The sequence below is a fragment of the Pseudomonas sp. Marseille-QA0332 genome (genome assembly GCF_054950175.1).
This window is the reverse complement of sequence record NZ_CM143106.1, coordinates 1723873-1747723: the sequence shown is the minus strand read 5'-3', so window position 1 is coordinate 1747723 and position 23851 is coordinate 1723873. Positions and strand designations below refer to the sequence as shown.

General features: G+C 56.1%; 19 protein-coding genes and 3 pseudogenes. 11 read left to right on the top strand and 11 right to left on the bottom strand.

The features are described 5' to 3' along the window. Nucleotides 1-52: 52 nt before the first annotated feature. Nucleotides 53-754, bottom strand: coding sequence for a GntR family transcriptional regulator (locus ACY8GK_RS08170; protein WP_462402799.1), 702 nt, complete (start codon nucleotides 752-754; stop codon nucleotides 53-55). Nucleotides 755-1285: 531 nt separating this feature from the next. On the opposite strand from ACY8GK_RS08170, the gene ACY8GK_RS08165 reads away from it, so the two are divergent. Beyond that, nucleotides 1286-2623, top strand: a complete 1338-nt coding sequence (locus ACY8GK_RS08165) for an MFS transporter (protein ID WP_462402798.1) — start codon at nucleotides 1286-1288, stop codon at nucleotides 2621-2623. A gap of 762 nt (nucleotides 2624-3385) precedes the next feature. On the opposite strand, the gene ACY8GK_RS08160 is transcribed toward ACY8GK_RS08165, so the two are convergent. Beyond that, complete coding sequence (locus ACY8GK_RS08160) at nucleotides 3386-3634, bottom strand: transposase (protein WP_462402797.1); 249 nt, start codon at nucleotides 3632-3634, stop codon at nucleotides 3386-3388. A 144-nt stretch (nucleotides 3635-3778) separates the two neighbouring features. After that, a complete protein-coding gene (locus ACY8GK_RS08155) occupies nucleotides 3779-7867 on the bottom strand; it encodes a KAP family P-loop NTPase fold protein (protein WP_462402796.1) in 4089 nt (1362 codons plus the stop codon). 229 nt (nucleotides 7868-8096) lie between these two features. Between ACY8GK_RS08155 and ACY8GK_RS08150 the strand changes: the two genes are divergently transcribed. Both ACY8GK_RS08150 and ACY8GK_RS08145 read left to right on the top strand, forming a co-directional pair. Then, nucleotides 8097-9755 carry an ATP-dependent nuclease gene (locus ACY8GK_RS08150; protein ID WP_462402795.1) on the top strand — a complete coding sequence of 553 codons (1659 nt, stop codon included), beginning with the start codon at nucleotides 8097-8099 and terminating at the stop codon, nucleotides 9753-9755. Beyond that, nucleotides 9748-10926 carry a UvrD-helicase domain-containing protein gene (locus tag ACY8GK_RS08145; protein ID WP_462402794.1) on the top strand — a complete coding sequence of 393 codons (1179 nt, stop codon included), beginning with the start codon at nucleotides 9748-9750 and terminating at the stop codon, nucleotides 10924-10926. Before ACY8GK_RS08150 ends, ACY8GK_RS08145 begins: the two co-directional genes overlap by 8 nt. A 319-nt stretch (nucleotides 10927-11245) precedes the next feature. Here ACY8GK_RS08145 and mobH read toward each other — a convergent pair. Next, a pseudogene (gene mobH / locus ACY8GK_RS08140) lies at nucleotides 11246-12957 on the bottom strand (MobH family relaxase). A gap of 223 nt (nucleotides 12958-13180) precedes the next feature. Between mobH and ACY8GK_RS08135 the strand changes: the two are divergent. Beyond that, entirely contained in the window at nucleotides 13181-13375 is a 195-nt protein-coding gene (locus ACY8GK_RS08135) for a DUF7740 domain-containing protein (protein ID WP_462402793.1), read from the top strand. A gap of 124 nt (nucleotides 13376-13499) precedes the next feature. Continuing rightward, nucleotides 13500-13865: a histone-like nucleoid-structuring protein, MvaT/MvaU family gene (locus ACY8GK_RS08130; RefSeq protein ID WP_462402792.1), complete on the top strand. Its 366-nt coding sequence runs from the start codon at nucleotides 13500-13502 to the stop codon at nucleotides 13863-13865. 83 nt (nucleotides 13866-13948) lie between these two features. On the opposite strand, the gene ACY8GK_RS08125 is transcribed toward ACY8GK_RS08130, so the two are convergent. The 3 genes from ACY8GK_RS08125 to ACY8GK_RS08115 form a co-directional block, all read right to left on the bottom strand. Then, nucleotides 13949-14887 carry an ArdC family protein gene (locus ACY8GK_RS08125; RefSeq protein ID WP_462402791.1) on the bottom strand — a complete coding sequence of 313 codons (939 nt, stop codon included), beginning with the start codon at nucleotides 14885-14887 and terminating at the stop codon, nucleotides 13949-13951. 85 nt (nucleotides 14888-14972) lie between these two features. Continuing rightward, nucleotides 14973-15296 (bottom strand): hypothetical protein, encoded by a 324-nt coding sequence (locus ACY8GK_RS08120; protein ID WP_462402790.1) that lies wholly within the window; start codon nucleotides 15294-15296, stop codon nucleotides 14973-14975. A 299-nt stretch (nucleotides 15297-15595) separates the two neighbouring features. After that, on the bottom strand, nucleotides 15596-15910 hold the full coding sequence (locus tag ACY8GK_RS08115; RefSeq protein ID WP_462402999.1) for a DUF3085 domain-containing protein: 315 nt from the start codon (nucleotides 15908-15910) through the stop codon (nucleotides 15596-15598). A gap of 514 nt (nucleotides 15911-16424) precedes the next feature. Between ACY8GK_RS08115 and ACY8GK_RS08110 the strand changes: the two genes are divergently transcribed. Then, nucleotides 16425-16784: a hypothetical protein gene (locus ACY8GK_RS08110; RefSeq protein ID WP_462402789.1), complete on the top strand. Its 360-nt coding sequence runs from the start codon at nucleotides 16425-16427 to the stop codon at nucleotides 16782-16784. Nucleotides 16785-16790: 6 nt separating this feature from the next. On the opposite strand, the pseudogene ACY8GK_RS08105 reads toward ACY8GK_RS08110, so the two are convergent. Next, a pseudogene (locus ACY8GK_RS08105) lies at nucleotides 16791-17003 on the bottom strand (conjugal transfer protein TraG N-terminal domain-containing protein); the annotation flags it as partial. An 81-nt stretch (nucleotides 17004-17084) separates the two neighbouring features. On the opposite strand from ACY8GK_RS08105, the gene yefM reads away from it, so the two are divergent. Further along, nucleotides 17085-17336, top strand: coding sequence for a YoeB-YefM toxin-antitoxin system antitoxin YefM (yefM, locus tag ACY8GK_RS08100; RefSeq protein WP_196180510.1), 252 nt, complete (start codon nucleotides 17085-17087; stop codon nucleotides 17334-17336). Next, nucleotides 17333-17587 (top strand): Txe/YoeB family addiction module toxin, encoded by a 255-nt coding sequence (locus ACY8GK_RS08095; protein WP_196180512.1) that lies wholly within the window; start codon nucleotides 17333-17335, stop codon nucleotides 17585-17587. The genes yefM and ACY8GK_RS08095 overlap by 4 nt, the downstream gene beginning before the upstream one ends. Before the next feature lie 192 nt (nucleotides 17588-17779). Here ACY8GK_RS08095 and ACY8GK_RS08090 read toward each other — a convergent pair. Beyond that, nucleotides 17780-18061: pseudogene (locus ACY8GK_RS08090) on the bottom strand (integrase); the annotation flags it as partial. An 893-nt stretch (nucleotides 18062-18954) separates the two neighbouring features. On the opposite strand from ACY8GK_RS08090, the gene ACY8GK_RS08085 reads away from it, so the two are divergent. The 3 genes from ACY8GK_RS08085 to ACY8GK_RS08075 all read left to right on the top strand — a co-directional run bounded on the left by ACY8GK_RS08085 (nucleotide 18955) and on the right by ACY8GK_RS08075 (nucleotide 20565). Then, entirely contained in the window at nucleotides 18955-19191 is a 237-nt protein-coding gene (locus ACY8GK_RS08085; protein WP_196180514.1) for a hypothetical protein, read from the top strand. 205 nt (nucleotides 19192-19396) lie between these two features. Beyond that, nucleotides 19397-19894, top strand: a complete 498-nt coding sequence (locus ACY8GK_RS08080) for an HlyD family secretion protein (RefSeq protein ID WP_462402788.1) — start codon at nucleotides 19397-19399, stop codon at nucleotides 19892-19894. Next, a complete protein-coding gene (locus ACY8GK_RS08075; protein WP_462402787.1) occupies nucleotides 19888-20565 on the top strand; it encodes an HlyD family efflux transporter periplasmic adaptor subunit in 678 nt (225 codons plus the stop codon). Before ACY8GK_RS08080 ends, ACY8GK_RS08075 begins: the two co-directional genes overlap by 7 nt. Nucleotides 20566-21243: 678 nt before the next feature. Here ACY8GK_RS08075 and ACY8GK_RS08070 read toward each other — a convergent pair. Both ACY8GK_RS08070 and ACY8GK_RS08065 read right to left on the bottom strand, forming a co-directional pair. Next, the gene (locus ACY8GK_RS08070; RefSeq protein WP_196180518.1) at nucleotides 21244-21966 is read right to left on the bottom strand and encodes a FadR/GntR family transcriptional regulator; all 723 of its coding nucleotides are present in this window, start codon (nucleotides 21964-21966) and stop codon (nucleotides 21244-21246) included. A 100-nt stretch (nucleotides 21967-22066) separates the two neighbouring features. Next, entirely contained in the window at nucleotides 22067-23800 is a 1734-nt protein-coding gene (locus ACY8GK_RS08065; protein WP_196180520.1) for an IlvD/Edd family dehydratase, read from the bottom strand. Between the last annotated feature and the right edge of the window lie 51 nt (nucleotides 23801-23851).

Below are 23851 nucleotides of genomic sequence, written 5' to 3'. Positions count from 1 at the left end.
CAGCGACCGGTTCGTAGAACAGTTCGCCGCCCAGTAATGGCTCCTCGATCATCTAAGAGAGCGAATGGCAAATGGCCTTTAAATGCTCAACCAGAATGGCCCCTTCGGTCTCATTGTGTTGCATCGCTGCGTTCATGGCAGCCTGTGCATCCTTGGCTTTAATTGCCTCCATCAAAGGCAAATGCTGAGAGATGATTTCCGCGCCTTCTGATACCAGCGCGTCACTCGATCGAATGTAAATCGAAATCTGGGGATGGATGCGAGTGTACTGGTCGATCAGTCGAGAGTGATTTGTTAGATCGATGATCGTCTTATGCAGCGCCATATCAGCACTGGCAATTGCACGGCTGTCACCTTCCAGGCACGCGAATTTGAGCGCTTCGAAGGATTTACTGATGGAAGCAAAAGTAAACCCAGAAACACCCTCTTGCTGAATACGCAATGTCACGAGTTTAGAGGCTAGTGCCTCAAGGCTTCCACGAAGCGTGTAAAGCTCCCAAGCATCCTCCGGGCTGAGATCCATCACCGACCACCCAGTGTAGGGCGTTTGGATCAGCAGGCCTTCCTGTACCAGCTGGTGAAAAGCCGCTCGGATCGTCCCCCTCGATACGCCTAACTGCTCGGAAGAACTGATCTCCGTCAGGCGCGTGCCCAGCGGGATAGCCCCGGAAATGATTGCGTCTCTCAGCAAGTCGGCGGCTTTCACCTCCGTGCTTCGCTTCTGGACTTTGGGAATGTTGATGATCGTGTTCATGAAGACTGTTATAGCAAGGGTAGTTTTAGATTGTCAAACAATCTGCAATCGACAGTCGCCCGGTGATTGCTCTAGTGAACGGGCCTAGGCCATGTCGAGCACGATGCCCTTACCCGAAATGAACTGCATTCAGAAGCATCCCGGGTATGGGAAGGGCGGTCTGTCCCTGCCCGTATCGGCGGTCAAGAATCGACAGGTGGCATCCGGCGACGGACGGTGAACGCATTGGTGTACTGATTGGCAATCGAGATCGATCCCTCCCTGTGCCTTCAGGCGCGAGACGCTCGATTTGAACGGGTTCTACGGCATCGGCAGAACACGTCCGTCTGCATTTCTCCGACGGGGAGGAGGGACGCGCCAGGAAACGCTTGGTCGACGAAGCACTGACAGTCATCCTGTAGATTGTTTGACAATCGACATTCAACCAGGTAGCTTTTTCGGGCCGGCCCTTAGGTCGGGCAAATCACAAGAACAAAACGATGTACGCCCTTCATCGCTGCCAAAAAAATAAATAAGCACCAAGGTGAAAGAATGAACACACTCACGAGCTCACAAGCTGAAGGTGAGCAATCCGCGCACCTCGATTCCGTTTATAAAAAAATGTCGCTTCGCCTTATTCCATTTCTCTTCGTCTGCTACGTCCTGGCGTACCTTGCAAGGATTAATGTCAGCTTTGCGAAATTGGATATGCTCGCAGATCTAAAAATCTCAGAAACTGCATATGGCCTTGGAGCAGGGATATTCTTCCTGGGTTATATGGTGTTCGCAGTGCCTAGCAACATTATTCTGGAGAGAGTGGGGGCTAAGCGTTGGATATGCTTCCTGATGGTCGCGTGGGGCGGTCTTACTTCTTTGATGATGTTGATTGAAAGCGTTAACACATATTATATCCTCCGCTTCTTGATTGGAGTCGCAGAGGCTGGTTTCTTCCCCGGGATCATTTACTACTTCACTCGCTGGTTCCCAAGCGAGCGCAGAGGACGAGTTATTGCGCTCTTCATGGCCGCGATTCCATTGTCTGGAATCGTAGGCGGCCCCCTGTCGGGATGGATTATGGCAGCATTGCAACACGCGCCAATGGGTGTTTCCAATTGGCAGTGGCTTTTCCTTTGTTACGGAATTCCTACTATGCTCGTAGGGCTTCTGGTGACTAGGTTCCTGCCTGATAGTTTTGAAAGCGCTACCTTCCTGAGTGAGTCGGAAAAGGAGCTTGTTCGTAGCGAGCTGAGTCGGGATTCGAAGCTCAACAAAGGCTCCAGTTCGCACTCTTCTATTTTGAAGTTTTTGACTTCCCCAGTCGTATGGTACTTCAGTTTGGTCTACTTCCTGATTGAGATGGGGGAGTATGCGTTGGGCTTCTGGATGCCGACGATCATTAAGAACTCAGGGTTCAGTGATCTAAAATCCGTGGGTATGCTTGCAGCTATCCCTTATATTTTCGCAGCAGCAACAATGATCTATGTGGGGCGCTCGGCAGACCTGCGAAATGAGCGTAAGTGGCACTTGGCTATTCCACTACTTATTGGGATGCTGGGCTTGATCATGGCCGCTCATTTCTCTCACCACGGTCTTTTGGCTATGGTAGGTCTCACCCTTGCAACGTGTGGTGTAATGGCGTCGTTCCCCATATTTTGGACTGCTCCGACAGCCCTTCTCGGGGCGAGCGCTGCTGCGGGTGTAGCTTTTATCAACTCCGTTGGAAATCTGGCAGGTTTCATCAGCCCGTTCTTCGTGGGTTGGATGGTCGACATGACCCATAGCACTGACGTCTCTCTGTACGTCGTTGCGCTGTGTGCCTTCCTTGGCGCTGTACTGTTCGTTGTAACTCCTAAGAGCTTTGGGAAACTTAACTCAAGCAGGAGTGCTTGAGGGTACCATGCGCTTGGAACTCTAATGCTATTGATTTGATGGCTGTATAAAACACCGGGCAAGGATGCTCTGTACAAGAGTAAATGTGGCTCCAATGTTTGGCGTCAGGCTAAGCGAAGCAGGTGATAAGCTAGCTTTGCTTTAAGCCACGTGCCATTGGTTTGAAGAATTCCGGAAGTGCAGGTTTTGCAGCTCCCGGATTTCCATTGAGTCAAGAAAGCTTCTAGTTGATATGGTGCGTAGCTACGCACTCCGCCTGAGTTTATTTCGGGAACTTATCGACGGGTACGTTCATTGTGGCTTTCGCTCGATCCATAGCGACCAAGAGCTTGAACTATTTCATGTTATGATTTCATGGCTTCGAGGTAAGCGGGGTAATGAACTCCCCACTCGAACTCAGTCCAGTGCTGCAACATGTAGCATGATCATTTTCCGATATGCCAATGTGAGATCGAATTAGGCTCTTACCCGCCTTAGGTTCTGTATGAAAACCTTTGAAATTCCATCAGAGCCGCTGAAAGCCTGATTTATCGTAGAGTTCTCGCCATGGTGCAAGGGGCGAGTGTTCGAATCACTCCGTCCCGACAAAAAACACCAAAAAATCCAGTCACTTAGCGGTGACTGGATTTTTTTATGCCCGGTGGTTTTAAGGGCTTCCGATTTTTGCCCCACTTTTTGCCCCACCGAGGATTTTTGCGCTGGTCACTATCTGTGAGGTGGGATCGGTGGAGGGCTTTGTGTGAGCTGAACCGGCAGGGGCGTTCATGTCTGGCGAGTGATTAGTCGCTGCGGGCTGATCTCGGTAGAGCGGCATCCATTTGGGATGACGTTGGCATTGATGCCGTGGCTGATGGCGACACTGGAAATGGATGCGCCAGGTTGCAGGCATTCCTGAACGACCTGGGCTTTGAATGGTTTCGGATAAGCCAACGGGTAAGGCGCCCGGCCTGGATCAGGGACACTATATATTCTCTCTCGAAATTTCGCCTGGATTCGAGGACTGCCATTCATCAAAGCGTCCTTCGAGGAACACGTCGAGAGGGCAATCCTTTCCGTTATGACGAGCCAAGTGAACCTTGCTGTGAGCGGGCTTGAAGGCCGGCCCCTTTGCTTGAGCAAATCGAAAAGCAGCATCTGGATATGTCCGTTAGCAGGTCATGACTTGTTGCGGTTCTTCCACCGAGTAAGGAAACCCCTTACGACCGCGTTCGAGCCGAAGATGTTCTGGATGATGCTAAGATCGTCCTCGACCATGCCTACGGGCTTCACTTCTCTCAATACAGCTTCGGTACCTAGGCTCTTGGCCCAAGTTGCCATGTGACCTTTGGCGGTATCCGATCCACCACCCGGCAATTCAGCTAAGAGCTTCCGAGCGAAAGAAAGTCGATCCTCCTGAGTCACAAAGCGTTTATTGAGGTCGGAGCGCAGAGTGTTTACGGCTGCCCAAGTGATGGGGCTGTCAGGCATTTTGAGCAACTGGATTGCGAGCTGAGGCAATTCCTTGAATTCCTTTTCGTTCTGGCCGCCTTCGGCACGGACGATCTGATGAAGCAGACGAGCACGCTGCTCATCGGTGATGTCTTCTGCGAACATCAGTTTCTTGAGGTTCGGGTGTGCTTCACCTGCGAGCGCTCGGCACCAGAGAGACATGGCCAAATCAGGATCTGAAGTGTTTCCTTTCTTGCCCTTGAGCAAGACGGCTTTGGTGGCCTCCAGGTCTTCATCGATGGACAGATTGGGCGTGAATGACGCCCACACGCGCTCCAGCATGCGGGCTTCCTCGTCCTTCTTGAGGTTGACCGTATCCAACAGATTCGTGATCTGCGCAACCGATAGATCCTCTCTTCCTGAGCTGAGGAAGTCGACAGCCTCCGCTGGTTGCTGTTGCCATACCACAAGTGCCGTTTCGTCCAGATTTGACGAGAGAGACTCGGGAACAATGCCGTACTCCAGCATACTGTTCATCGAGGCGAGAGTGTGTCGACCGACGAAATTGGGAGAAGCAATGGCGGTCTGCCTGGCTTCTGCGAACAGCGCCTGTGGCGCATACCCCGCTGGCAGTTGCTCTTGGGAAGGCCAGCGATCGACGAAGTAGCTGTGCAGCGGGTCGAAAGCATCCCCGTACGACTTGGCTGTGCTGAAAAGCTTCTGTAGCGCTGGGCCCAGCACGGCAGGGCTTGTATGAATGAAGACCTTGGAAAGTCCTGGCATCAGGTACTGGAGGTAGCTTTCCCATTCGTCGACCTTGCCTGCGAGCGTGGGGAGAAGCTTATCCAGATGCGCACGAAGGAATTGCTCTTTCCAGTGTTTCGCCGGGATGTGGGTCGTAGCGTCGGTGTACAAAGACTCGTATTCATCGCCGAGCTCTGAGCGCTCTGTCAGCTCAGTGAGGTGATCAGCGAGCTCTTCCTGGTCGGATTCGATCAAGTTTCCATAGAGCTTGAACAACTCGACTCGACAAATGCTGGGCACCTTCTCAAACGGCTCGTAAATCCAACGCTGCGCAACGTTGTTAAGCGCTCGCTCATTGTGGACGACGAAAGTATGGAACACTTCTAAAGCGTCGTTCTCGTGGCCCTCGATGGTGCTCAGAAGTGCGGCGAGATCGGCATACGCCTCATGCTGTTGGTTATCGAATTGTTCCAGACGCTCAGCGCCTAGGTCGACAATCAGCCGGAATGCACGCGTGTAGTCTAGCGGCAGTTTTTGGAAGTCGGTGAGTCGTCGCGCAAAGCGAGCCAGGCATTCGACGATTTGCTCCACATGGCCATGCGCAAGGTGGCGTTCGAATGCTCGCATGACGCATTCGGTTACCGGCGCCGATTGAATCAAGGCAAGCGATTTGACCTGTTCCCAGAGCCGATTACGGCTTTCCTCTCCCTCGCTCGCCATGAGCTCCCAAACGGTATCGATCCGATGGGCAATGACGGACATGTCTAGAGAGGCTAATTGCTCCTGATCGTCACTGGTTTTCTCTTCAACTTCGAACAGTGCATGCGTCAGCTGCTGCACATAGGTTGCCCCGATCTCCGGCAGCAGTGACTGCTCGTAGCTGTCCATCCAGTGCTGCAGTTCGATGAATCGAAGCGAGTAATTGCCGGCAGGCGCAGTGACATTTCGCTCACTGAGCCAGGTAAGCAACTGCTCTTTAGCTTGAGCGGGAATGCCGTGTGCGGTCAGTACAGACAGTGCGATGTCGGCAGCACCTTTGGCCATGTTGGTGGCTTCGTCGATATTGGGTGTTTGGCCTGAAGGCAAGCGCATTGCGATGGTCTTGCCAGTGGTGAGCAGTTCTTCGATGAGGACGGAGGCGATCTGTTGCTGGTCGACCGCGTTGGCCACCGCGACAATCCGGCCGATTTTTTCGACGCCCAGGAGCGACCTGAGCTCGGCTGAGGTGACGATATCGTTGCTGAGGATGCCGAGTACCAAGTCCCGCGTTCGCGGTGGCAGGCGATCAATGATGTCAGCGACTACGCGCATGGCATTGTATTTGAGCGATTGCTCAGTGCGGTGTAGCTCGCTCAGCATGGTGTGTAGCAGCTGCATTTCCTGGTCGCTCAGGAAGTCGTTGGCACGCGGAGAGAGTGCTTCGAGGAAGCCCTGTGTGTCACCGGATACAAGGTGGCTATAGATCCGAGATGCCTTGCCGCCATAGCGCCGAGTGACTGAGTCCTCGGACAGGAGTAGCAGGCTCTGGAGCGACTCGGGCCAAGGGATGCCGACGAGGCTAGCCAGGAATTGGCGCAAATCTCGACAGCCCTCAACCAAGATCGTCTTCCCGTCCTCGCCTTCTCTGACGTATTGCTTGAGTGTGTGCTGAGCCTCTACCGGCTCATCCCTAAGCAAGGTCTGCCTGACCATGAGGTTTGTTAGGCGGTGAAGCAGCTGAGGGTCATCCTGCAAGTCACGATAGAAGCCGGGGAAGCTTACGCGTGCAGCACTCAGGGCCCCCAGGGCAATGGGGTGCTTCGTCACTGCACCTTCATGTAAGCCACCTGGGCGCTCGCTACCGACGGCATCCAGCTCACGGGCTTTGGCCAGCCACCACGTTTGAGTGAAGGCGTTGACGATTTGCAGGGCATTGCGTGGATCGGTGACGTTGATGTGAATCATGCGATCCACCACCTGTTCAACAGAGGCACCTTTATCGGCAACTTCCTTGGCCAACTCGGGGAATCCCTTCAGCTTGGCGAGCGCAAACTGACGCATGTCATTGCGCGGCGGCGGTGGAATCTCCAGGCGGAATTGGAAGATTCGATCCAGATAGCGCCTTGCATCGGTGGGGTTGAAAATTGAACCAGGCTGTTCGGGGTTGCCGCGTCGGCGGGAGAGGGCGTCTGCCACTTTGCCTTCATCGCAGGAGATGACAAAAACCAGCCCCAGATTTTCTGGGAGCCTGTCACTCGGAATTTCCATGAAGGTTCTGACCGCGTCCAGGCCCAAGACCATTTCCTCTGCGGAGAGGCGATCAAGATCATCTACGAAGATGACCAGGCGCTCGAAGGGCATCGCGTTGCCCTTGGTGGGCTTGACTGTCCGAAGCTGCTGAAGCAGCAGGTCTTCATATTGCTCTGCGCTGGCACTCGGCAGATGTACCCGGGTGACCGTGTTGAACGGATTGACGGGGACAGGTTTCATTAACTTCATGAGATAGCCATACAGGCCACTGAACGCGAGAGTGAACAGTCCTTGAGCATTGCCGTCACTCAATGGCAAATACATGAGGCCGAGTACGCCCAACACAATGTAACCCGAAAATGCGATCAGAAATGCAGGGAGTGGAGCCGCCCAACTCGTAAGGTGCTCACCGATAAGCTGCAAGGTCGTTTTGCGTATGATCGTCGTGTGGGTGACGTTCCGATACAGATCGTCCTGCAGCTTCCCCTCATCTCCGCCTAGCTCAAGGAAGACATGTCGAAGCAGCGCCCGCTTGATATCTTGCTCCTTTCCCCCGTAGCGCCAGGCGTTGAAGGTAATGCTTCTGTAGCGCTGACTTCTTGGTCGGCGCCCGCCGGTCGCTGATGTGTCATCCGCGAGCGCGCGCGTATAGAGTTCTTTGACGGAGCTCTTGCCGGTCCCCCAGCCGCCCAGCAAGCCGATGCTGAATGGCGGCTTGTGGCCTTCCTCTTCGATCAAACAGCGCAATGCTTGCGCATAATGCCGATGGCCAAAGGCGTCTTGGTCTTCCGTTTCGATGTGACGATCCAGAACGGCGGGCAGAGTGCGGCGGGAATCGAGCATACGATCATCCCTTATCAGTATGGCAAATGGCTATGGTGTTGCTGAGCATACTGCGCGCCGCTGTTCGAGGCCAGTAGGTATGGCGAGAGGCGGGATTTCGTGCGCTTGTCATGGCCACATATCGCAATCAAGTCCATTGGTTCGCCGATAGACAGTGTCGGAGGGGCGCTGTAATGTCTCTGGGAGGGTGGCGTTAGGCTATTATTTGAGGTTTCTAGAGGGAATTAGAGTGCGCGTTAAATCGATTAAGCTGACCAATTTTAAGAAATTCAAAGATGATCACCTTGAGTTCAATGATGACGTTAACATCTTCGTAGGCGATAATAATGCCGGTAAGAGTACGATTTTGGAGGCTTTGGAAATCGTACTCAATAATAACTATCGTGGTCGTCCCTTTAACACCGAGTTCACACCAGACATCTTCAACAAGGACGCTGTCCAGCAGTTCTTGGCATCTGACAAATCAGCCAAGCACCTGCCTAATCTTGTGATTGAGGCATTCATCGATGGTGTGCCTGACTATCGAGGGGCGAACAACTTCCAGAAGCTTGATACCCAAGGCGTCACGGTGCAAGCATGCTTCGATGTCACGCTTGAGGACGTCTATGCCGACTACCTGAAAACGAATCCAAACATCACGAGCATTCCAATCGAGTTCTACAAATTGGAGTGGCTGGATTTCGGATGGAACCCCATCAAGGCTGTGGCCAAGAAATTCAGGGCGCTGTACATCGATCCGACCCGTATCCATCCCACGCTGGGCAAAAATCAGTACATTTCGACGATCTTGAACACCGCATTGGACAAGGAAGAGCTAGTCAAGCTGACCCTCAACTACCGCGAAAATCAGCAGGTGTTCAATGATTCGGGTGAGGTCAAAGCGGTCAACGCGGGCCTGGATGCAGATCACCTGATCACAGACAAAAAGCTCTCCATCGCCGCGAGCACTTTGCCCGCTGGTTCGATCCAGACGGGTCTGCAGCTTGAGGTGGATGACGTGCCATTCCAGTTCATCGGGAAAGGTGAGCAGAGCAATGTGCAAATCAAGCTCGCCATTCAGAACAAGTCGAAGGACATCGACTTGGTGATGATGGAGGAGCCGGAAAACCACCTCTCGCACACCAATCTCAACAAGCTGGTGCACTACATTGAGAAGCAGCGGGGTGCCAAGCAACTGTTCCTCACTACCCACAGCTCGTACGTTCTTAACAAGCTGAGCATTGATAAAATCTGCCTTGTGCAATCGGGCTACCAGCGTCTTCACAAGCTGGATCCCGATGTCGTCAAGACGCTCAAACGGTTGCCAGGCTATGACACGTTGCGGGTGGCGCTTTCGCGCAAAGTCATTCTGGTAGAAGGTCCATCCGACGAGTTGGTGCTCAAAAAGATTTACTACCGTAAGCATGACCGTCTGCCGGAGCAGGATGGCATCGATATCATTGTGGTACGCGGAGTCGGGTTCGATACCTTCATCTCTGTTGGTAAAGAGATCGGCACACGGATCAACGTCCTCAGGGATAACGATGGCGACTACCAGAACAACGTCGTGAAGGCTCGTGAAGACTATGCGGCCTTTGCAAACATCAAACTCATATCTTCGGCTAAGGATGAGGAATTTTCGCTTGAGCCCGCAATGATCCATGCGAACTCTACCGACCTGAAAACGCTGGACGCCTTCGCTAAGGAGGTATTATCCACGCAGACCAACAAGCTCTACATGGAAGAGGCTAGCTTGGATAAACGGCGTGATTTTCTGATCAAGTGGTTCCGAAGCGTCAAGGGTAATGGCAAGGGCGCGCGCAAGGTCGATTCGGCAATAAAATTGTTCGATGGGAGCCTGGACTTCAAGTATCCGGCATTCCTGGATGAGGTGTTCGACTTTGGCTAATGAATTCTGGATCGCCGGAGCCGGGTCAGGCAAAACCCATAAAATCATCAAAGACGCTATTGAGGTGATCGAGGCGGGTGGGCGCGTCTTGGTCGTTACTTACACGACGAGTAACCAAGCCGAGCTGCGTTCTCGCTTTGTGGAGGTGTATGGCAGTAGCAGTGAAGATTTTGTCGTTAAAGGCCTATTCACCTTTTATCTGGAAGATTTGGTGAGGCCTTACCAGAATGTTGTGTTCTCTGAGCGCATCACTGCCGTCGCATTCACGGAGCATAACCCTCACCTGAGGCCTGGTACGACGAAGTGGTTACCCAACCGGGGAGAAAAAATTGGCAATGATCTGAACCCTTTGCATTTTCTCACGGCTTGCAAAACGAAAGCCTATACAGGGCTGTTGGCAAAATTAGCCACAAGGGTTGCGACGAAGACTAAGAATGCCCCTGCCAAACGGTTGAAAGACATTTATCAGCGTGTCTTTTTTGACGAAGTGCAGGATTTAGTGGGGTGGGATTACGACGTCATCAAATCGCTGAGTAAGGTGATGCCTGACTCGATTTGCTGTGTTGGCGATTTTCGTCAAACCATTTACACGACTACTTTCGGCCATAAGGCACCTGAGGCGCCGCTGGAGAAGATTGAGTATTTTCAAAGCTTGAAGTTTGAGCACCGCTCGCTGCCGAAGAATCGCCGATGCATTCAGGAAATCTGCGACCTATCCGATACCATCCACCCTGGCTTCTATGAGAAAACGAAATCAGAGGTGGAGAGAGTTCCTGATGAGGTCTCGCATCACTACGGCGTCTTCGTCATCAAGCCATCGCAGGTGAGCGATTATCTCGCTACGTTCAAGCCTCAGGTATTGCGGTGGTCATCATCGATGGGGAAGGGCTACCTGCCGCCAGGCCTGTCCTGTCACACCTTTGGGTCAAGCAAGGGGCTTGGTTTCGACCGGGTGTTGATTGTCTCACCGGAGAAGCATCTCAAGTACCTAGCGGGAGATCACAGGGTGTTTGACAAGGACAAAACGGAGGAGTCCAGAAACAAACTGTATGTGGCTATCACTCGCGCGCGATACAGTCTTGCGTTCGTGGTCGACGATGAACATCTGGCAAATATTCAGTTACCAATATGGGATGGAACGGTGCAAGCCGTTGCCGAACCGGTGCTTTAGCCATGGTCGAAGACGGGCCTCCCTTTGATGGCGGTCCGGCTGTGCCTTCATTGCATTCGGGGGTGATGCTCTCGGTCTTGAATTCACGGTGCCCCTCGCTGGTCTAGGCGCAGAAAGGTTTCCATCGTCTTACAATTATCGACGTGACTTAGCAAAGCCATTTTCAAGACCATTTTAGATATGTCGAACCACACTTTTTTTGTGTTTCAGCAGCGAGAGCACAGGAAGTTAGGCCATCGGAAGCGCCTTGGCGTGAATGATTACGATTAAGGTGAATACGAGCGCAACCAGCTTCTATCGCAGTTTTACGTACCAATCGTCAGGGCTGCAGTGAGAGGAATGGATCTGAAGTTGGAGTGACGTCGGCAATGCGTGCTGCGTCGAGAATAAGGTAGCCATTCAGGATGCTTTTTTTGCGAGGGCCTCTTACCGCGCAGGCCCATATGTTCTGTCCATTTGCTCGTTTCTAATCAATACCCAGCCTCTCAAAGTGACGCTGGAAGTGACGCCAAGGTGCGATCTTGCCGTCCCTTTCCGCCTGCACTGGATGCTCCGCGGCGTAGCGTTGGAAAATGCCCGGCGTGACCAGGAAAAAGGTATCCTCCACGGTGTGGACCTTGGCGTTGCTGTCGTTAATCACCAATCGATGACTGCGAACACCGTCGCGCAGCCACTCTAGAAAATCCAACCCGATGGCATCCTGGGGGGCGCAGTTGCGGACTGCACGTTTCCAGTACTCGATTCAGTTTCAAGCTGACCCGGCTCCTCCAACATATCCAACAAGTCGTCAAGGTAGTGGAAATCCTCATCCAAGTGCGCTGTGGTCGGCTGCTTTTCATCCGCAGCAGTCTGCGGCGCATCAGTGCTCGATTCGCTGGGTTCACTGGTTGGTAGGGAATGGTCCATCATCGGTTCAACAGTGCCACTAAAGCAATGTGGCCGAGGCTCATCGGCCCAGATAAGGCTTGGCTGCAGACGAAGAAAGGTAAAGCGATGTTGCCAGTTATCGTCTGCTACGGTCGCGCTCCATACCGCTTTGCCTTCGGGTGTCGTATCCACCAACCCATGTGACTGCAACTCATCGAACAAGGCGATGTTGGAGGAGGGGATGCCATCCATGGCCTGAGCGATCAGGTAGGCACGCAATTTGTCGGTGGCAGTCTTGCTGACCAGCCAGAGATGGTCCTGAGTGAGCCAGCCGGCCGCCCCGGGCTGGTTCAGTTTGAACTCATTTTTGACCAGGTGGCGCAGGCCCGTGAGCAGATGATGCTGCAGTGAGTGTTTGGGTGCCTGCAGGGCCTTGGTGGGGTTGGCACCGATGTTCTGCGCAGTGGATAGCCGGTCAGCTTGCAGCACCAGCTCTCCGAGGGTGCCGGCGTGCTCGTAGTGGTTGGCCAGCAGGAAGAGTAGGTGGCTCCACAAGACCGGATGGTTGCTGAGCCAGTCCAGTTGGAGGGGGGACAAAATCTGTGTGTACAGCAGCCCCGTAGCGGCGCCGTGCAGCTTGTAGTCGCGACCGACCACGTAGCGAAAGCGGTAGGGCTGGTCCAAAGGGCCGTGCCAGGGGTGCCAGCGTTCACCATCCTGATACTCCACTTGGAGATCGACGGCAATTTTACCAACGTCATGGAGCAGGGCGCCGTAGGCAATGGCGGCGCTCCAGGCATCAGCCTGCGCGGCTTGGTCTTCTGGTGCGGCACCACTGGGGAGTAAGTAGGACTGACGCAACTTCAGGCTGCATGCCACCAGCTCCAAGCCGTGGTCGAGCATGCCACCTGGATAGGCATGGTGATGGCTCTCACTGGCCGGTAGTTGCTGTACATAGGTGGCGTAGCGACGAATCGGTTCGAGGTAGAGTTGTTCGAACTGTAGCGGGGAGAGGGCCGTGTATTGCCAGATGCGCTCGAGCAGCTTTTTCCGGTGGCTGACAGCGAGCAGTAACTCCGCCGACAGTGGTTGATGAAAGCCCACGGCGGCGGGGGTGATCTCTTCGGGAAGGCCTTTTTGAGATTTGAACCACCAGCGTTTCATTGCAGTACCTGCCTTGCGTTTAAAAGGTCCTTTTGCCTTTTCGGGTAAGCCTCTTACCCTTGAGCCCCCTTCCATTGACACCATTACCGTTTACCGACTTGGCCTTTTTCGCGATTGCGATAATCCGAAGTCTGGCGCGTCGAATTAGCCGACCGATCGGCATAGCCGACCCTTTGGAGTGGGGGTAGACTGCCCGGCATCATATTTCTGAGCTGGGGCGCTGATGACGCTGAGTGATGCTGTATTGACCGTGCTGCTGGCGGACCGAATTCATGGCACAGATGCTGCCATTCGGTCTGCCGCCAAACGCTGTGCGAAAAAGATGCCGCGCAGCCAGCGCGACATCTTGTTCAAGATTGGCAGCAGTGCGGCGCCTCGCGAAGTGGTGGCGCATCTCTGTCAGAGCTTGGCTGACTGATCGGTCACAGAGTTTTGCAATTAATGAGCATGAAATGACTCTTAGATTGGGAATTAATATTCGGATATTGAGTGTGTCTCAGTTAGTATTCCTTCACGTGTCTCATACCTAGGAAAGATTTTTCATGTCCAAACTTGCCGAATTCAAAGCACTGGAAGCGCAGCTGGCCACGCAACTTCAACAGCTGGATGCGATGAAAAACGATTCCGGCCTGAAGCAGGAGATCGAGTTTGAACAGAAGCTGAAAGCCTTGCTGGAAGAGTACGGCATGAGCCTGCGCCAGGTGATTACCATTCTGGACCCGTCGAAGGGCGTGAGCGTGAGTGCCGCAAGCGTGTCGAGCGGCGCTCAGCGCAAGCCGCGCGAGGTCAAGCGCTACAAGAACCCGCACAGTGGCGAGGTCGTGGAAACCAAGGGTGGCAATCACAAGATACTGAAGCAATGGAAGCAGGAACACGGCTCGGACGTCGTCGAGAGCTGGCTGGAGTAATCGATTCCGCACTAGCGGTCAATGCTGACCCTGCAGAAAAAACAAAGGCCCCGAATCGGAGCCTTTTTGCTGGTTGAGGGAAATCACGCCGTGAGTCGCTCCGACGCTTCTGTGGTGCGGTCGGCCTGCAGTGCTAGCAGGAACTCCGAGGCCTCACGGGCCTGGCCACTGGCGCGGAAAATCGCACGCTTGTCTTCCTTGAGGATCTTCAGCCAGGAGTCCAGGTACTCCTCGTGGCGCAATTCTCCCTGGGTGCCGGTCAGTGCGCAGAGAAACGCTGCACCCATTTCCGCGACCAACTCCTCGAAAGCATAGGCTGCGGAACCGAACGCGTGCCCGCCGGTGATGCCATCGCGATTCAGGCGCGATCGATGGCCCGACCAATGAGTCAGCTCATGCAGGGCCGTCGCGTAGTAGCTACCGACGTCCTCGAATTGGGCCTTGGTGGGCAGTTGGATGCGATCGCGCAGCGGCTGATAGAACGCGCTATCGCCGTAGCAATGCTCGATCTGCGCGCCGGTGGCTAGCAGCAACTGCTCGGCCGGGGCATGGTCGATGAAGGCGGGCGGCTCGGTGAGCTCCGCAGGGGCTGGCTCCTCGTCAGGCAAGCCTTCGGTCTGCTCGATGTTGAACAGGCAGTGCGTGCGCAAGAGGGCGAACTGCACCATCTTGATATTGCCTTGGTCATCGCGAACGACCTGACCATCCTCGTCGTGCGCCTCCTTGCTCATAGGTTTGTACCGCACCGCGAGGGTGGAATGCTCGCCCTTGCGTACATGGCCACCAGCTTTGCGTGCCTGGTTGAAGGTCAGCCAGCGCTCCTGGGTGAAACCTCGCAGGCGTGCCTCGGCCCACAGCAGTGGAATGTTGATTCCGGCGTAGGGGCGTCTGGTGATGGCGTTGATTGGAAAAGGGGAGTCAGCATTTGAACCGGTGGTGGTCCAAGGTTTGATCCAGGGGATCACGCCTTGGCTCAAGGCGCTGATGATCTTGTTGGTGACATCCAGATAGACATCTGACATGGCGTTCTCCGGGCGTGTAGGGGGAACGCTGCCCAGCCGGGAAGGGTTCCCGGTGGGGTGGTCAGGCAGTAGCGGTGCTGCGGGGTTAGAGGGCGGCGATATCCACTACGATCTCGCCGGGTAGCCGGATAAGCAGATAAGACGGGCCCCTGTGTGGCGTGATGCGAGCCAGCTGAAGCTGCGGCAGGTGAGCAGATACTGAAGTGCCGTTGTGCCGCAAGCGGTCGAGTTGCAGCTCGATGGGACAGTGTGAAGCACGCGGTGCCGAAGTCAGCACGCTGTTGAGCAGGTCTGCCAAGCGCAGGCCTGACTGTCCAATCGGTTCCTCGCCTGCGGCAGGTTCAATGAACTGCTGCCAAACGCCTGGGCTCAGCACCACCGCATCGGAAAAGCGCTTCATCCTGGACATTGGACCTCCGCGTAGCTGATCCCGCGACACCTGATGTGAGGTTTGTGCATGGATCTGCTCAATCCGAGCAAGGCGTTGAGCAGGGTGCGTCCATGTATTAAACCGCGCTTGGACGTGAGGTCAATCTCCGATCCCCTACCTCATATGGAGGGCTCTATCCAGAGAGTTCCAGCGAAGACTTCCGTCCTTGGACTCCTGACAAACGGCGATCCTCAACCGACTGATGATGGATGCGAGAGGCGCCCAGAGAGGCCCGGTTAAGGTGCCGCTCTGGGTACGCATAGAGCTCGCTTCTGCGTTCAAGACTTGCCTACCGGATCAACCTCGGCGGCCAGGTACAGGTGGGTGGAAGTGGCCTCTACCACCAGCGATCCTGTGGTGCCGCGAAGGCTGGCAAGGACAGGGTCGTCGATGTCGAAGTACTCGGCAAAATCATCGCCGCCGAATTCATCGCGGGCGCGATTCCAGCAGGTGTCGAAGTCGTCGACGTTGGGGTTGCAGCCGGTGGCATAGGCCACGCGTTTGCGGCCACCGCCATCCGGTTTGCTTTCGCCGATCTCGGACATGAGGTAGACACCATGGTCCTTCATCAATATCAATCTGCAACCATTGATACCGGCCTAGGCCAACACGGCGTGAAGTTCAGTGCCTGTGAAACGCAGCATGATGAGATCCTCCAGAGGGTGCGGAGGAACGCCACCCCGTGTGGGAGAGTTCCCAGCACTGGAATGGATGTGAGTAGGGTGCAACGAAGACGCACGGTCAGCGAACCCAGCGGATTAGAAAGCGTCCATCACCGGGGAACGGTGACCATGCGAGCTGCCGAACGCGAATCGCATTTTAGGGTAACCATCACATCGTGACGTAGCCTCAAAGGTTATTGGCTACCTGGGGCTGGAAAACCAGCGATTGCATAATTGGTTTACCAAGCGAACCGATGTAGCGTCAATGGCGCTTTTCGGTGGAGGCAATGTTGCATGTCCAATGAGCGCCACCGGCGATAATCCGCGTAGTCCAAGTGATCAACGGTCATGGAATTTAGCGACGGAGGAGTAAGCTAGAGCTTGGATCCAAATTGGCGGTAGCGGCTTGGCCGCAATCGCAGTGACGGGTATCGGAGGCAATCAAATGTCGACTTCAGCATCTTCGACTTCTGGCCGGACCGGCATCGGCAGGCATCTCATCAGTGCTGCGGTTGGTGCTGGTCGGATGGTGCGCCGCCTCGAATTGTCAGTGTTGCACTCCAACATATTGGCTTCAGTGCCGTTCAAATATCGGCAAATCGCTTTGCAGCTTTTCAAGCTGCTCCTATTGCTCGCTGTTGCGTCATTTGCGTTGGTCATAGCAATCGGAATGGTTGCTTTGTGGACCATAGCGGCACTGCCTATTTCTGCACCCGACAATGAGCCCGATGTCTTTGAGGTAGGCCATCCTCGTCATCGTTTCAAGTATCCTGAAATGTACGATGATCACGGATCACTTCGTTAGTTTTCATTACTTGAGCTTTTGGGCGCCTCCAACGATTTGGGACGATCCTTTTCCTGCTTGGAGTTTGGCGCTTTCTGCGCCTTGAGTTAGCAAGCTTTGAACGTTGCTGCCAACGTTGTAACCCGCCCAGCTCATCGCGCCGAGAAAAAACATCGGTAGTACCAAAAACATTGCGCCCATGACGTATTCGATCACCTGCGCGGTAACTGTCCCATCCATGAGCGCTAGTGATGCGGGAATCTGGTAATACGATTTCTTCTTATGTACAATGAGCTGTACATGTATGAAAGAGAGGTTGCCATGCGCACTATCAGCTATACCGAAGCCCGGCAGAATCTGTCGGCCACCATGGTGCAGACCGTCGAGGATCGCGCACCGACCCTGATTACCCGCCAGAACGGCGAGGCGTGTGTGTTGATGTCCTTGGAGGAATACAACGCGTTGGAGGAAACGGCTTACCTGCTGCGCTCTCCGGCTAACGCGCGCCGACTGATGGATTCGATTGACAGCCTCAAGCGAGGTCAGGGTGCCGAGCGGGATATCGCCGAGTGAAGCTGATCTGGTCTGAACAAGCCTGGGAAGATTATCTGTACTGGCAGGATACGGATAAGCGGATGGTCCAGAAGATCAACGAGCTGATCAAGGAGACCCGCCGCACCCCTTTCGAGGGCAAGGGCAAGCCGGAGCCGCTGCGCCACAACCTGGCGGGGTTCTGGTCGAGGCGGATCACTGCCGAGCATCGGTTTGTGTATTCGGTGACGGATGAAGCGCTGCTGATTGCCGCCTGCCGTTATCACTATTGAAAGCCGGGAAACGCCGGCCAGGTGCGGGAGCGCACCTGCTGGGAGAGCGGCTTTTGAGCCTTTTGGCCTTTTCGGATAGGGCCTTTGACCCTTGAGCCCCTTCCCTTGTCGCAACCTTTGAGGCCCTTTGCCATTTCCCTTTGAGAGCGGAGGCAGCATAGGCCAGCGATACGGTTGCTGAGCCAGCGAGGTGCTCTGGTTGCTGCTGTACTTGCGCTCGGGAATGCCGAGCTGGCGGTTGTCGGCAGGTAGCAGGCCGGCCTTGCCGATTTTCTCTGCCCACCAGCGCAGGTGACTCAGGCGGTTTTTGAGGGTGCCGGTCGGCAGTCCCTGTGCCTGCTACTGGTTGAACCCCGCGTCGCGCAGCTGACGGGCCATCAGCGTCAGGGAGCGCTGCCGGTCAGCCTGCGTGGCAAAGCTGCCGTCAAGGTTGCGTCGGCACAGCTGTTTCAGCGTCCAGGTCAAATCATCCACATCGGTCTCCTGTGTAGAGGTGTGGCGTCTTGCTGAGAGGGGCATCGGTTAGTGTTGTTGCCAACTCGCTGACCCAAGATCCCCGAAGGGCGAAGGGCTGGGTGCTCAGCACACCCCTTGCCTCGGCATGAGACGTCCACCTTGCTACCTGTGGGAAGATCGGGCTGCATCTCATCGTGTGTAGTGCATGGACAAACCTCCTGTGGGTTGGATAAATGAAATCCCTGACTGGTGACGACAGCGGGAGTGGAACAGACAGGCAGCAGGACGCTGCGGCGGATGGGCCGACGCCGGATGGCTCAGTGAGAAACGTGGCCCACTGTTGCAGGGCGGCGCCCAAATGGGCCTGGCGCGCCTGGGGTGGCTTCATCCTTGCGGACAGGCACTTGCAGAAGCCGCTTCTGGCCGCGCTCGGACTGCTGGCGTTCATGGGGGCACATCCCCGATAGCGGTGTTCCGCTGATGTACCTGCAGGGCGCCGCGCTGGTCGCGGCCGGATGGTGGCTGCTGTTGGTAGTCGCCTATGCGTCCTGGCCTATCAGATGGCGCCGTTCGGCGTGGAACTGGGCAGCTCACCCTTGCAACTGCTGCGCCTCGTCCAACAGCAGCCCTCGTCGGTCGCGAGAAGCGCAGACCAGGCAAGCCGGAGGAACTCTGCGACCCGTACAACGGGCCGCGATCTGCTGGCGGCCTTCCTAGGGCCGTCATGCCAGACGGTGCGGCAATTCTACGGAACACGCGGTCGGTGGCTGACCTACCTGATTTTCTTTGGAGGCGCGCTCGCTCTGCTGGGTTGGCCCTTCATCTGGTCGGAGGCGCGCGATGGTGGCGTTTCTTCGCCGCCATGCTGACTGCATCTGCCACTGGCAGTGCTCAAGCCGGCAGAGCGGCTCGTGGCCGTGCAGCGTACCGGTTTGGCCGAACTCCAGCTCACGCCCGGAATGCCTTCATCAGCGCATCTGCCGACCGCACTGATGCAGCAGATCGCGCGTTGTATGGGGGAGCGCATGGCACTGCTGGCCTTTACCTTGCCAGCAGTCGCCAATCTGATCTACGTGATTCGAGCCGAATGGCGACTGGTGTGGTTGGGGCTCGCCATCGCGACGGTGCTCCAGGAAATTTGGCAATAATTTGTCCCTTGAACTTATCTTGCTGTTTTCGTTAGGTTTTACGGCCTTGAGACGTGACCTTGACGGAGCAACAGGTTTTGCATGGAGCAGTAAGTGATTCAACTGAGCACCCCTCTTTCGCCCCGAAGCCAGTGCGGGGAGTCAATCGGGGCATCAGGGCCGTGTGCTCATTCACCAGCCTGTAGGCTATGCAGTGGCTGCCCTCATGGCGATTATCCTGGTCGCTACCGTAGGGGTTTTTTCATATTTCGGTACCTACACACGGAAGGCAACGGTCACGAGCTTGCTGATGCCGGAGCGCGGTATGCTGCGCCTTTCCTCAAGTGCTGTGGGTTTCATCTCCGAAGTCCGGGTAATGGAAGGGCAAGCTGTTGAGCAGGGAGATGTCCTCTTTGTCGTTTCTGGTGAACGACTCAGTGCGGCGGGCGGCACGCAAAAACTGATCTCAGAGCAGTTGGAGCAGCGCTTGCGCTTGTTGGAGAGCAATCGAGTGCTGGCCGACAACCGAGCCGTTGCGCAACGTCGGATGCTCGACAATCGGCTGCGCGCTATCGATGAAGAACTGACTCGTCTGGATGAAGAAATTCAGTTGCAGGGGCGTCGCGTGGCATTGGCTCAGACGCACCTGAAGCGCCAGGAGGAGTTGGTATCAGAGAACTCATTTCAATTGCACAACTACAGCAGGCCGAAGCGGAATTGTTGACCTTGCGCGGGCAGCAACAGACGTTGCGCCGCGCCCAGGCGAGTTTGGACCGGGAGAGAATCGATCTCCTGGCTCAGCGCGAGGAAACTGAGCTCCGATTTCAGGCTGATGTTTCCGACATTGACAATGCCATTGCGCTCGTCAGGCAAGAACGGGCCGAAAACGATGTGCGCGTTGGACAGATCATCTCGGCTCCTTTTCGTGGGTATGTTACTGGCGTGAATATCCAGCCTGGTCAACAGGTTATGGCCGGGACGCTGCTGGCGAGCCTGATCCCGCACGAGGCGGAACTAACGGCCCATGTTTATGTTTCCCCGCGACAGGCTGGGTTTATTGAGCCTGGCCAGACTGCACTGATGCGCTATGCCGCCTATCCCTACCAGAAATTCGGGTCAGCACGGGCACGGGTGCTGGATGTGGCGAAAAGCCCCTATGCAGTTCAGGAACTTCCTGCGCACATTGCAAGTGTGCTACAGGACCCTGCCGATGTCAGTGAGTTGTTTTACCGTGTAACTCTTGGACTTGAATCCCAAAGTTTAACGGTCTATGGGGCGCCGCAACGTCTGCAGGTCGGCATGTTGTTGGAGGCAGATATTATCCAGGATAAGCGCAGGCTTTATGAGTGGGCTCTTGAGCCTATTTATTCCGTTACGGGGAAATGGGTTAACTGACATTGAGGCGTAAATGAGTTTGCGCGGATCAAGATTTGATTGTTCTTGGTTTCTTGGAGGTGAAGGGTGGAAGTTGGTGGTGTATGGTCTATTGATTTTCTTGGGGCTAAATTTACATTGGGGCCAATTTCAGACTTTTTTTTGATTCTAATTCCTAGCCTGCTAGTCTATGTGGTTTTATTTGGGGCTTATGTGGCGCTATTGCATGCAAAGGGGCGGCGCTATGACAGAAAGCGTGCAACGCCTATTCTGATCTTGCTTCCGCTTGCATTAATAATCGGGAACATAACGAAATCATTGATTTTACGATAAATAATCGTGGCAACCAAAAAAGGGGAAGTAAAATGCGTGAACTGTCAATACGAGATATGGAGCTGGTGTCCGGGGCCTTCGGCTCCGTTGGCGCCGCTATCGGTGCCGCCAGTGGCGCTGCAACATACATCGGGGCGACGATAGGATCGCCTGCCAAACGGAGGAGCTGAAGGGACATCGCCGCCTGGCCAGGTCGTTACGGCAGCTCGCACAGCCTACGGCGATGGTCATATTGGCCGGCTGGCAGCACCAGCAAGCCTGTGCCGCACCCCCGCGCGCCTGCTGCCGGGGGCCAATGGCATCCCGTTTCTGCTGGAAAGACCCGATCTGCCGGGGGCGGCGAAGCTGGGCCTGGGCAGGCTGCCTTCAGCTGACCGGATCTTTCCCCAACACTTTGTTCAATGCCACCCGAGCGTCTTCGAGCTGCACGAGCGTGGCATGCCGCGCGCCCAGCGCATCGCCGTTGCGGATGGCGGTGAGGATCGCTTTATGCCGAGGCAGGGCCAGCTCATCGAAATTGGGCCGCTGGTTCGAGCAACGCATCGACTCTCGCAAGGCCAGCGACAGCATGTTGCAGAGGTAGGCGAGCAGGTCGTTATGTGTGGCATCGGCGATACGGCCGTGGAAGTCCAGGTCGGGTTGCAGGCGCTCTTCATGGCTACGCGCGGCCTCCATGCGCTGGTAGGCCTCGCTGATCGCCTCGATGTCCTCGGGGGTGGCGTTGCTGGCGGCCAGCGCAGCGGCAGCAGGTTCGATGACCCAGCGTACGCTGGACAAGGTATTGAAGAACTCCTGCTGCGGGGTGGCCTGCATCAACCAATGCAGCACATCAGGGTCGAGCATGTGCCAGTCATGGCGCGGACGCACCAGGGTGCCGACCCGGGGGCGGGCTTCGACCAGGCCCTTGGCGGTGAGGGCACGCATGGCCTCGCGGAATACCGGCCGGCTGATCTGGTAGGTCTCGCACAGGTTGGTCTCGGAGGGCAGCTTCTGCCCAGGGGCGAGTTCGCCGGATACGATCTGCAAGCCGAGGTCCTGGACCAGGGTGGCGTGCATGCTTTTGCGCGTGCTGGGTTGTCGGTAGTTCATGTGGGGCAACAGCGGCCTTGGAGCGGGGCTGGGCATCATAGCACTTCTGCGACCGTATCGGCCCCGTCGCCGGCTGGTCGACGACGGGGCCGCAGCCGATTCAATGCGAATGCCTAGGCACTGCCGCGCCACGGCAACCGACCAGGAAGTCGAAGTCGCAACCTTCGTCGGCCTGCATCACATGGTCCAGGTACAGTTTCGCATAGCCGCCAGTGATCAGTTGTGGCGGGAGTTGCAGGTCGGCCAGGCGGCCGGCCAGTTCCTCATCTGAAATATCCAGGTGCAGGCGGCCTGCCTGGCAGTCCAGCTCGATCCAGTCGCCTTCGCGTACCGCCGCCAAAGGCCCGCCCGCGGCCGCTTCCGGGGCCACGTGCAGCACCACGGTGCCGTAGGCGGTGCCACTCATGCGCGCATCGGAGATACGCACCATGTCGGTCACGCCCTGTGCCAACAGCTTGGCCGGCAGACCCATGTTGCCCACTTCGGCCATGCCCGGGTAGCCCTTGGGACCGCAATGCTTCATCACCAGCACCGAGTTGGCGTCGACATCCAGCTCGGGATCATTGATGCGAGCCTTGTAGTCCTCGAAATGCTCGAACACCACCGCTCGGCCCCGATGCTGCATCAGCGCCGGGGTCGCCGCCGAGGGCTTGAGCACCGCGCCCTTGGGCGCCAGGTTGCCGCGCAGGATGCAGATACCTCCATCGGCCACCAGTGGCCGCTCGATCGGCCGGATGACGTCTTCATCGTACAGCGGGGCGGCCTGGCAGTTGTCCCACAAGCTCTTGCCATTGGCAGTGAGCGCGGCGGGGTTGGGCAGCAGGCCGTGCTCGCCGAGGCGACGGATCACGGCGGGCAGGCCGCCAGCATAATAGAACTCTTCCATGAGGAAGCGCCCCGACGGTTGCAGGTCGACCACGGTCGGTGTGCCGCGGCCAATGCGGGTCCAGTCTTCCAGGCACAGGTCGACACCGATGCGCCCCGCGATCGCCTTGAGGTGGATCACCGCATTGGTCGAGCCACCGATGGCGGCATTGACGCGGATGGCGTTCTCGAACGCTTCGCGGGTGAGGATCTTCGACAGGCGCAAGTCTTCATGGACCATGTCGACGATACGCATGCCCGACAGGTGCGCAAGCACGTAGCGGCGCGCATCGACCGCCGGGATGGCGGCGTTGTGCGGCAGCGAGGTGCCCAGCGCCTCGGCCATGCAGGCCATGGTCGAAGCCGTGCCCATGGTGTTGCAGGTCCCTGCCGAGCGCGACATGCCGGCTTCGGCCGAGAGGAACTCGTCAAGGCCGATCTGACCGGCCTTGTAGGCCTCGTGCATCTGCCAGACGATGGTCCCGGCGCCGATGTCCTTGCCCTTGTGCTTGCCGTTGAGCATCGGCCCGCCGGTGACCACGATCGCCGGCACGTCGCAACTGGCGGCGCCCATCAGCAAGGCCGGGGTGGTCTTGTCGCAGCCGGTCAGCAGCACTACCGCGTCCACCGGATTGCCACGGATCGCTTCTTCCACATCCATGCTGGCCAGGTTGCGGGTGAGCATCGCGGTCGGGCGCAGGTTGGACTCGCCACTGGAGAACACCGGGAACTCTACCGGAAAGCCGCCGGCCTCCAGCACCCCCTTTTTCACGTGTTCGGCGATCTTGCGAAAGTGAGCGTTGCATGGGGTGAGCTCCGACCAGGTATTGCAGATGCCGATGATCGGCTTGCCTTGGAATTCATGGTCGGGGATGCCCTGGTTCTTCATCCAGCTGCGGTACATGAAGCCATTCTTGTCGGCTGTGCCGAACCATTGGGCGGAGCGCAGGGGGCGTTTGTGTTCAGACATATGGGTAAACCTTATTAGTATTACTATTTGTCGTTATAAAGCTGACTCTAG

Coding starts and splice junctions, on each gene's coding strand:
- ACY8GK_RS08110 (WP_462402789.1), top strand. CDS start 16,425: ATGTCGACTTCAGCATCTTCGACTTCTGGCCGGACCGGCATCGGCAGG.
- ACY8GK_RS08130 (WP_462402792.1), top strand. CDS start 13,500: ATGTCCAAACTTGCCGAATTCAAAGCACTGGAAGCGCAGCTGGCCACG.
- ACY8GK_RS08070 (WP_196180518.1), bottom strand. CDS start 21,966: ATGAACTACCGACAACCCAGCACGCGCAAAAGCATGCACGCCACCCTG.
- ACY8GK_RS08170 (WP_462402799.1), bottom strand. CDS start 754: ATGAACACGATCATCAACATTCCCAAAGTCCAGAAGCGAAGCACGGAG.
- yefM (WP_196180510.1), top strand. CDS start 17,085: ATGCGCACTATCAGCTATACCGAAGCCCGGCAGAATCTGTCGGCCACC.
- ACY8GK_RS08155 (WP_462402796.1), bottom strand. CDS start 7,867: ATGCTCGATTCCCGCCGCACTCTGCCCGCCGTTCTGGATCGTCACATC.
- ACY8GK_RS08080 (WP_462402788.1), top strand. CDS start 19,397: ATGGCGATTATCCTGGTCGCTACCGTAGGGGTTTTTTCATATTTCGGT.
- ACY8GK_RS08125 (WP_462402791.1), bottom strand. CDS start 14,887: ATGTCAGATGTCTATCTGGATGTCACCAACAAGATCATCAGCGCCTTG.
- ACY8GK_RS08065 (WP_196180520.1), bottom strand. CDS start 23,800: ATGTCTGAACACAAACGCCCCCTGCGCTCCGCCCAATGGTTCGGCACA.
- ACY8GK_RS08165 (WP_462402798.1), top strand. CDS start 1,286: ATGAACACACTCACGAGCTCACAAGCTGAAGGTGAGCAATCCGCGCAC.
- ACY8GK_RS08135 (WP_462402793.1), top strand. CDS start 13,181: ATGACGCTGAGTGATGCTGTATTGACCGTGCTGCTGGCGGACCGAATT.
- ACY8GK_RS08160 (WP_462402797.1), bottom strand. CDS start 3,634: ATGAATGGCAGTCCTCGAATCCAGGCGAAATTTCGAGAGAGAATATAT.
- ACY8GK_RS08120 (WP_462402790.1), bottom strand. CDS start 15,296: ATGTCCAGGATGAAGCGCTTTTCCGATGCGGTGGTGCTGAGCCCAGGC.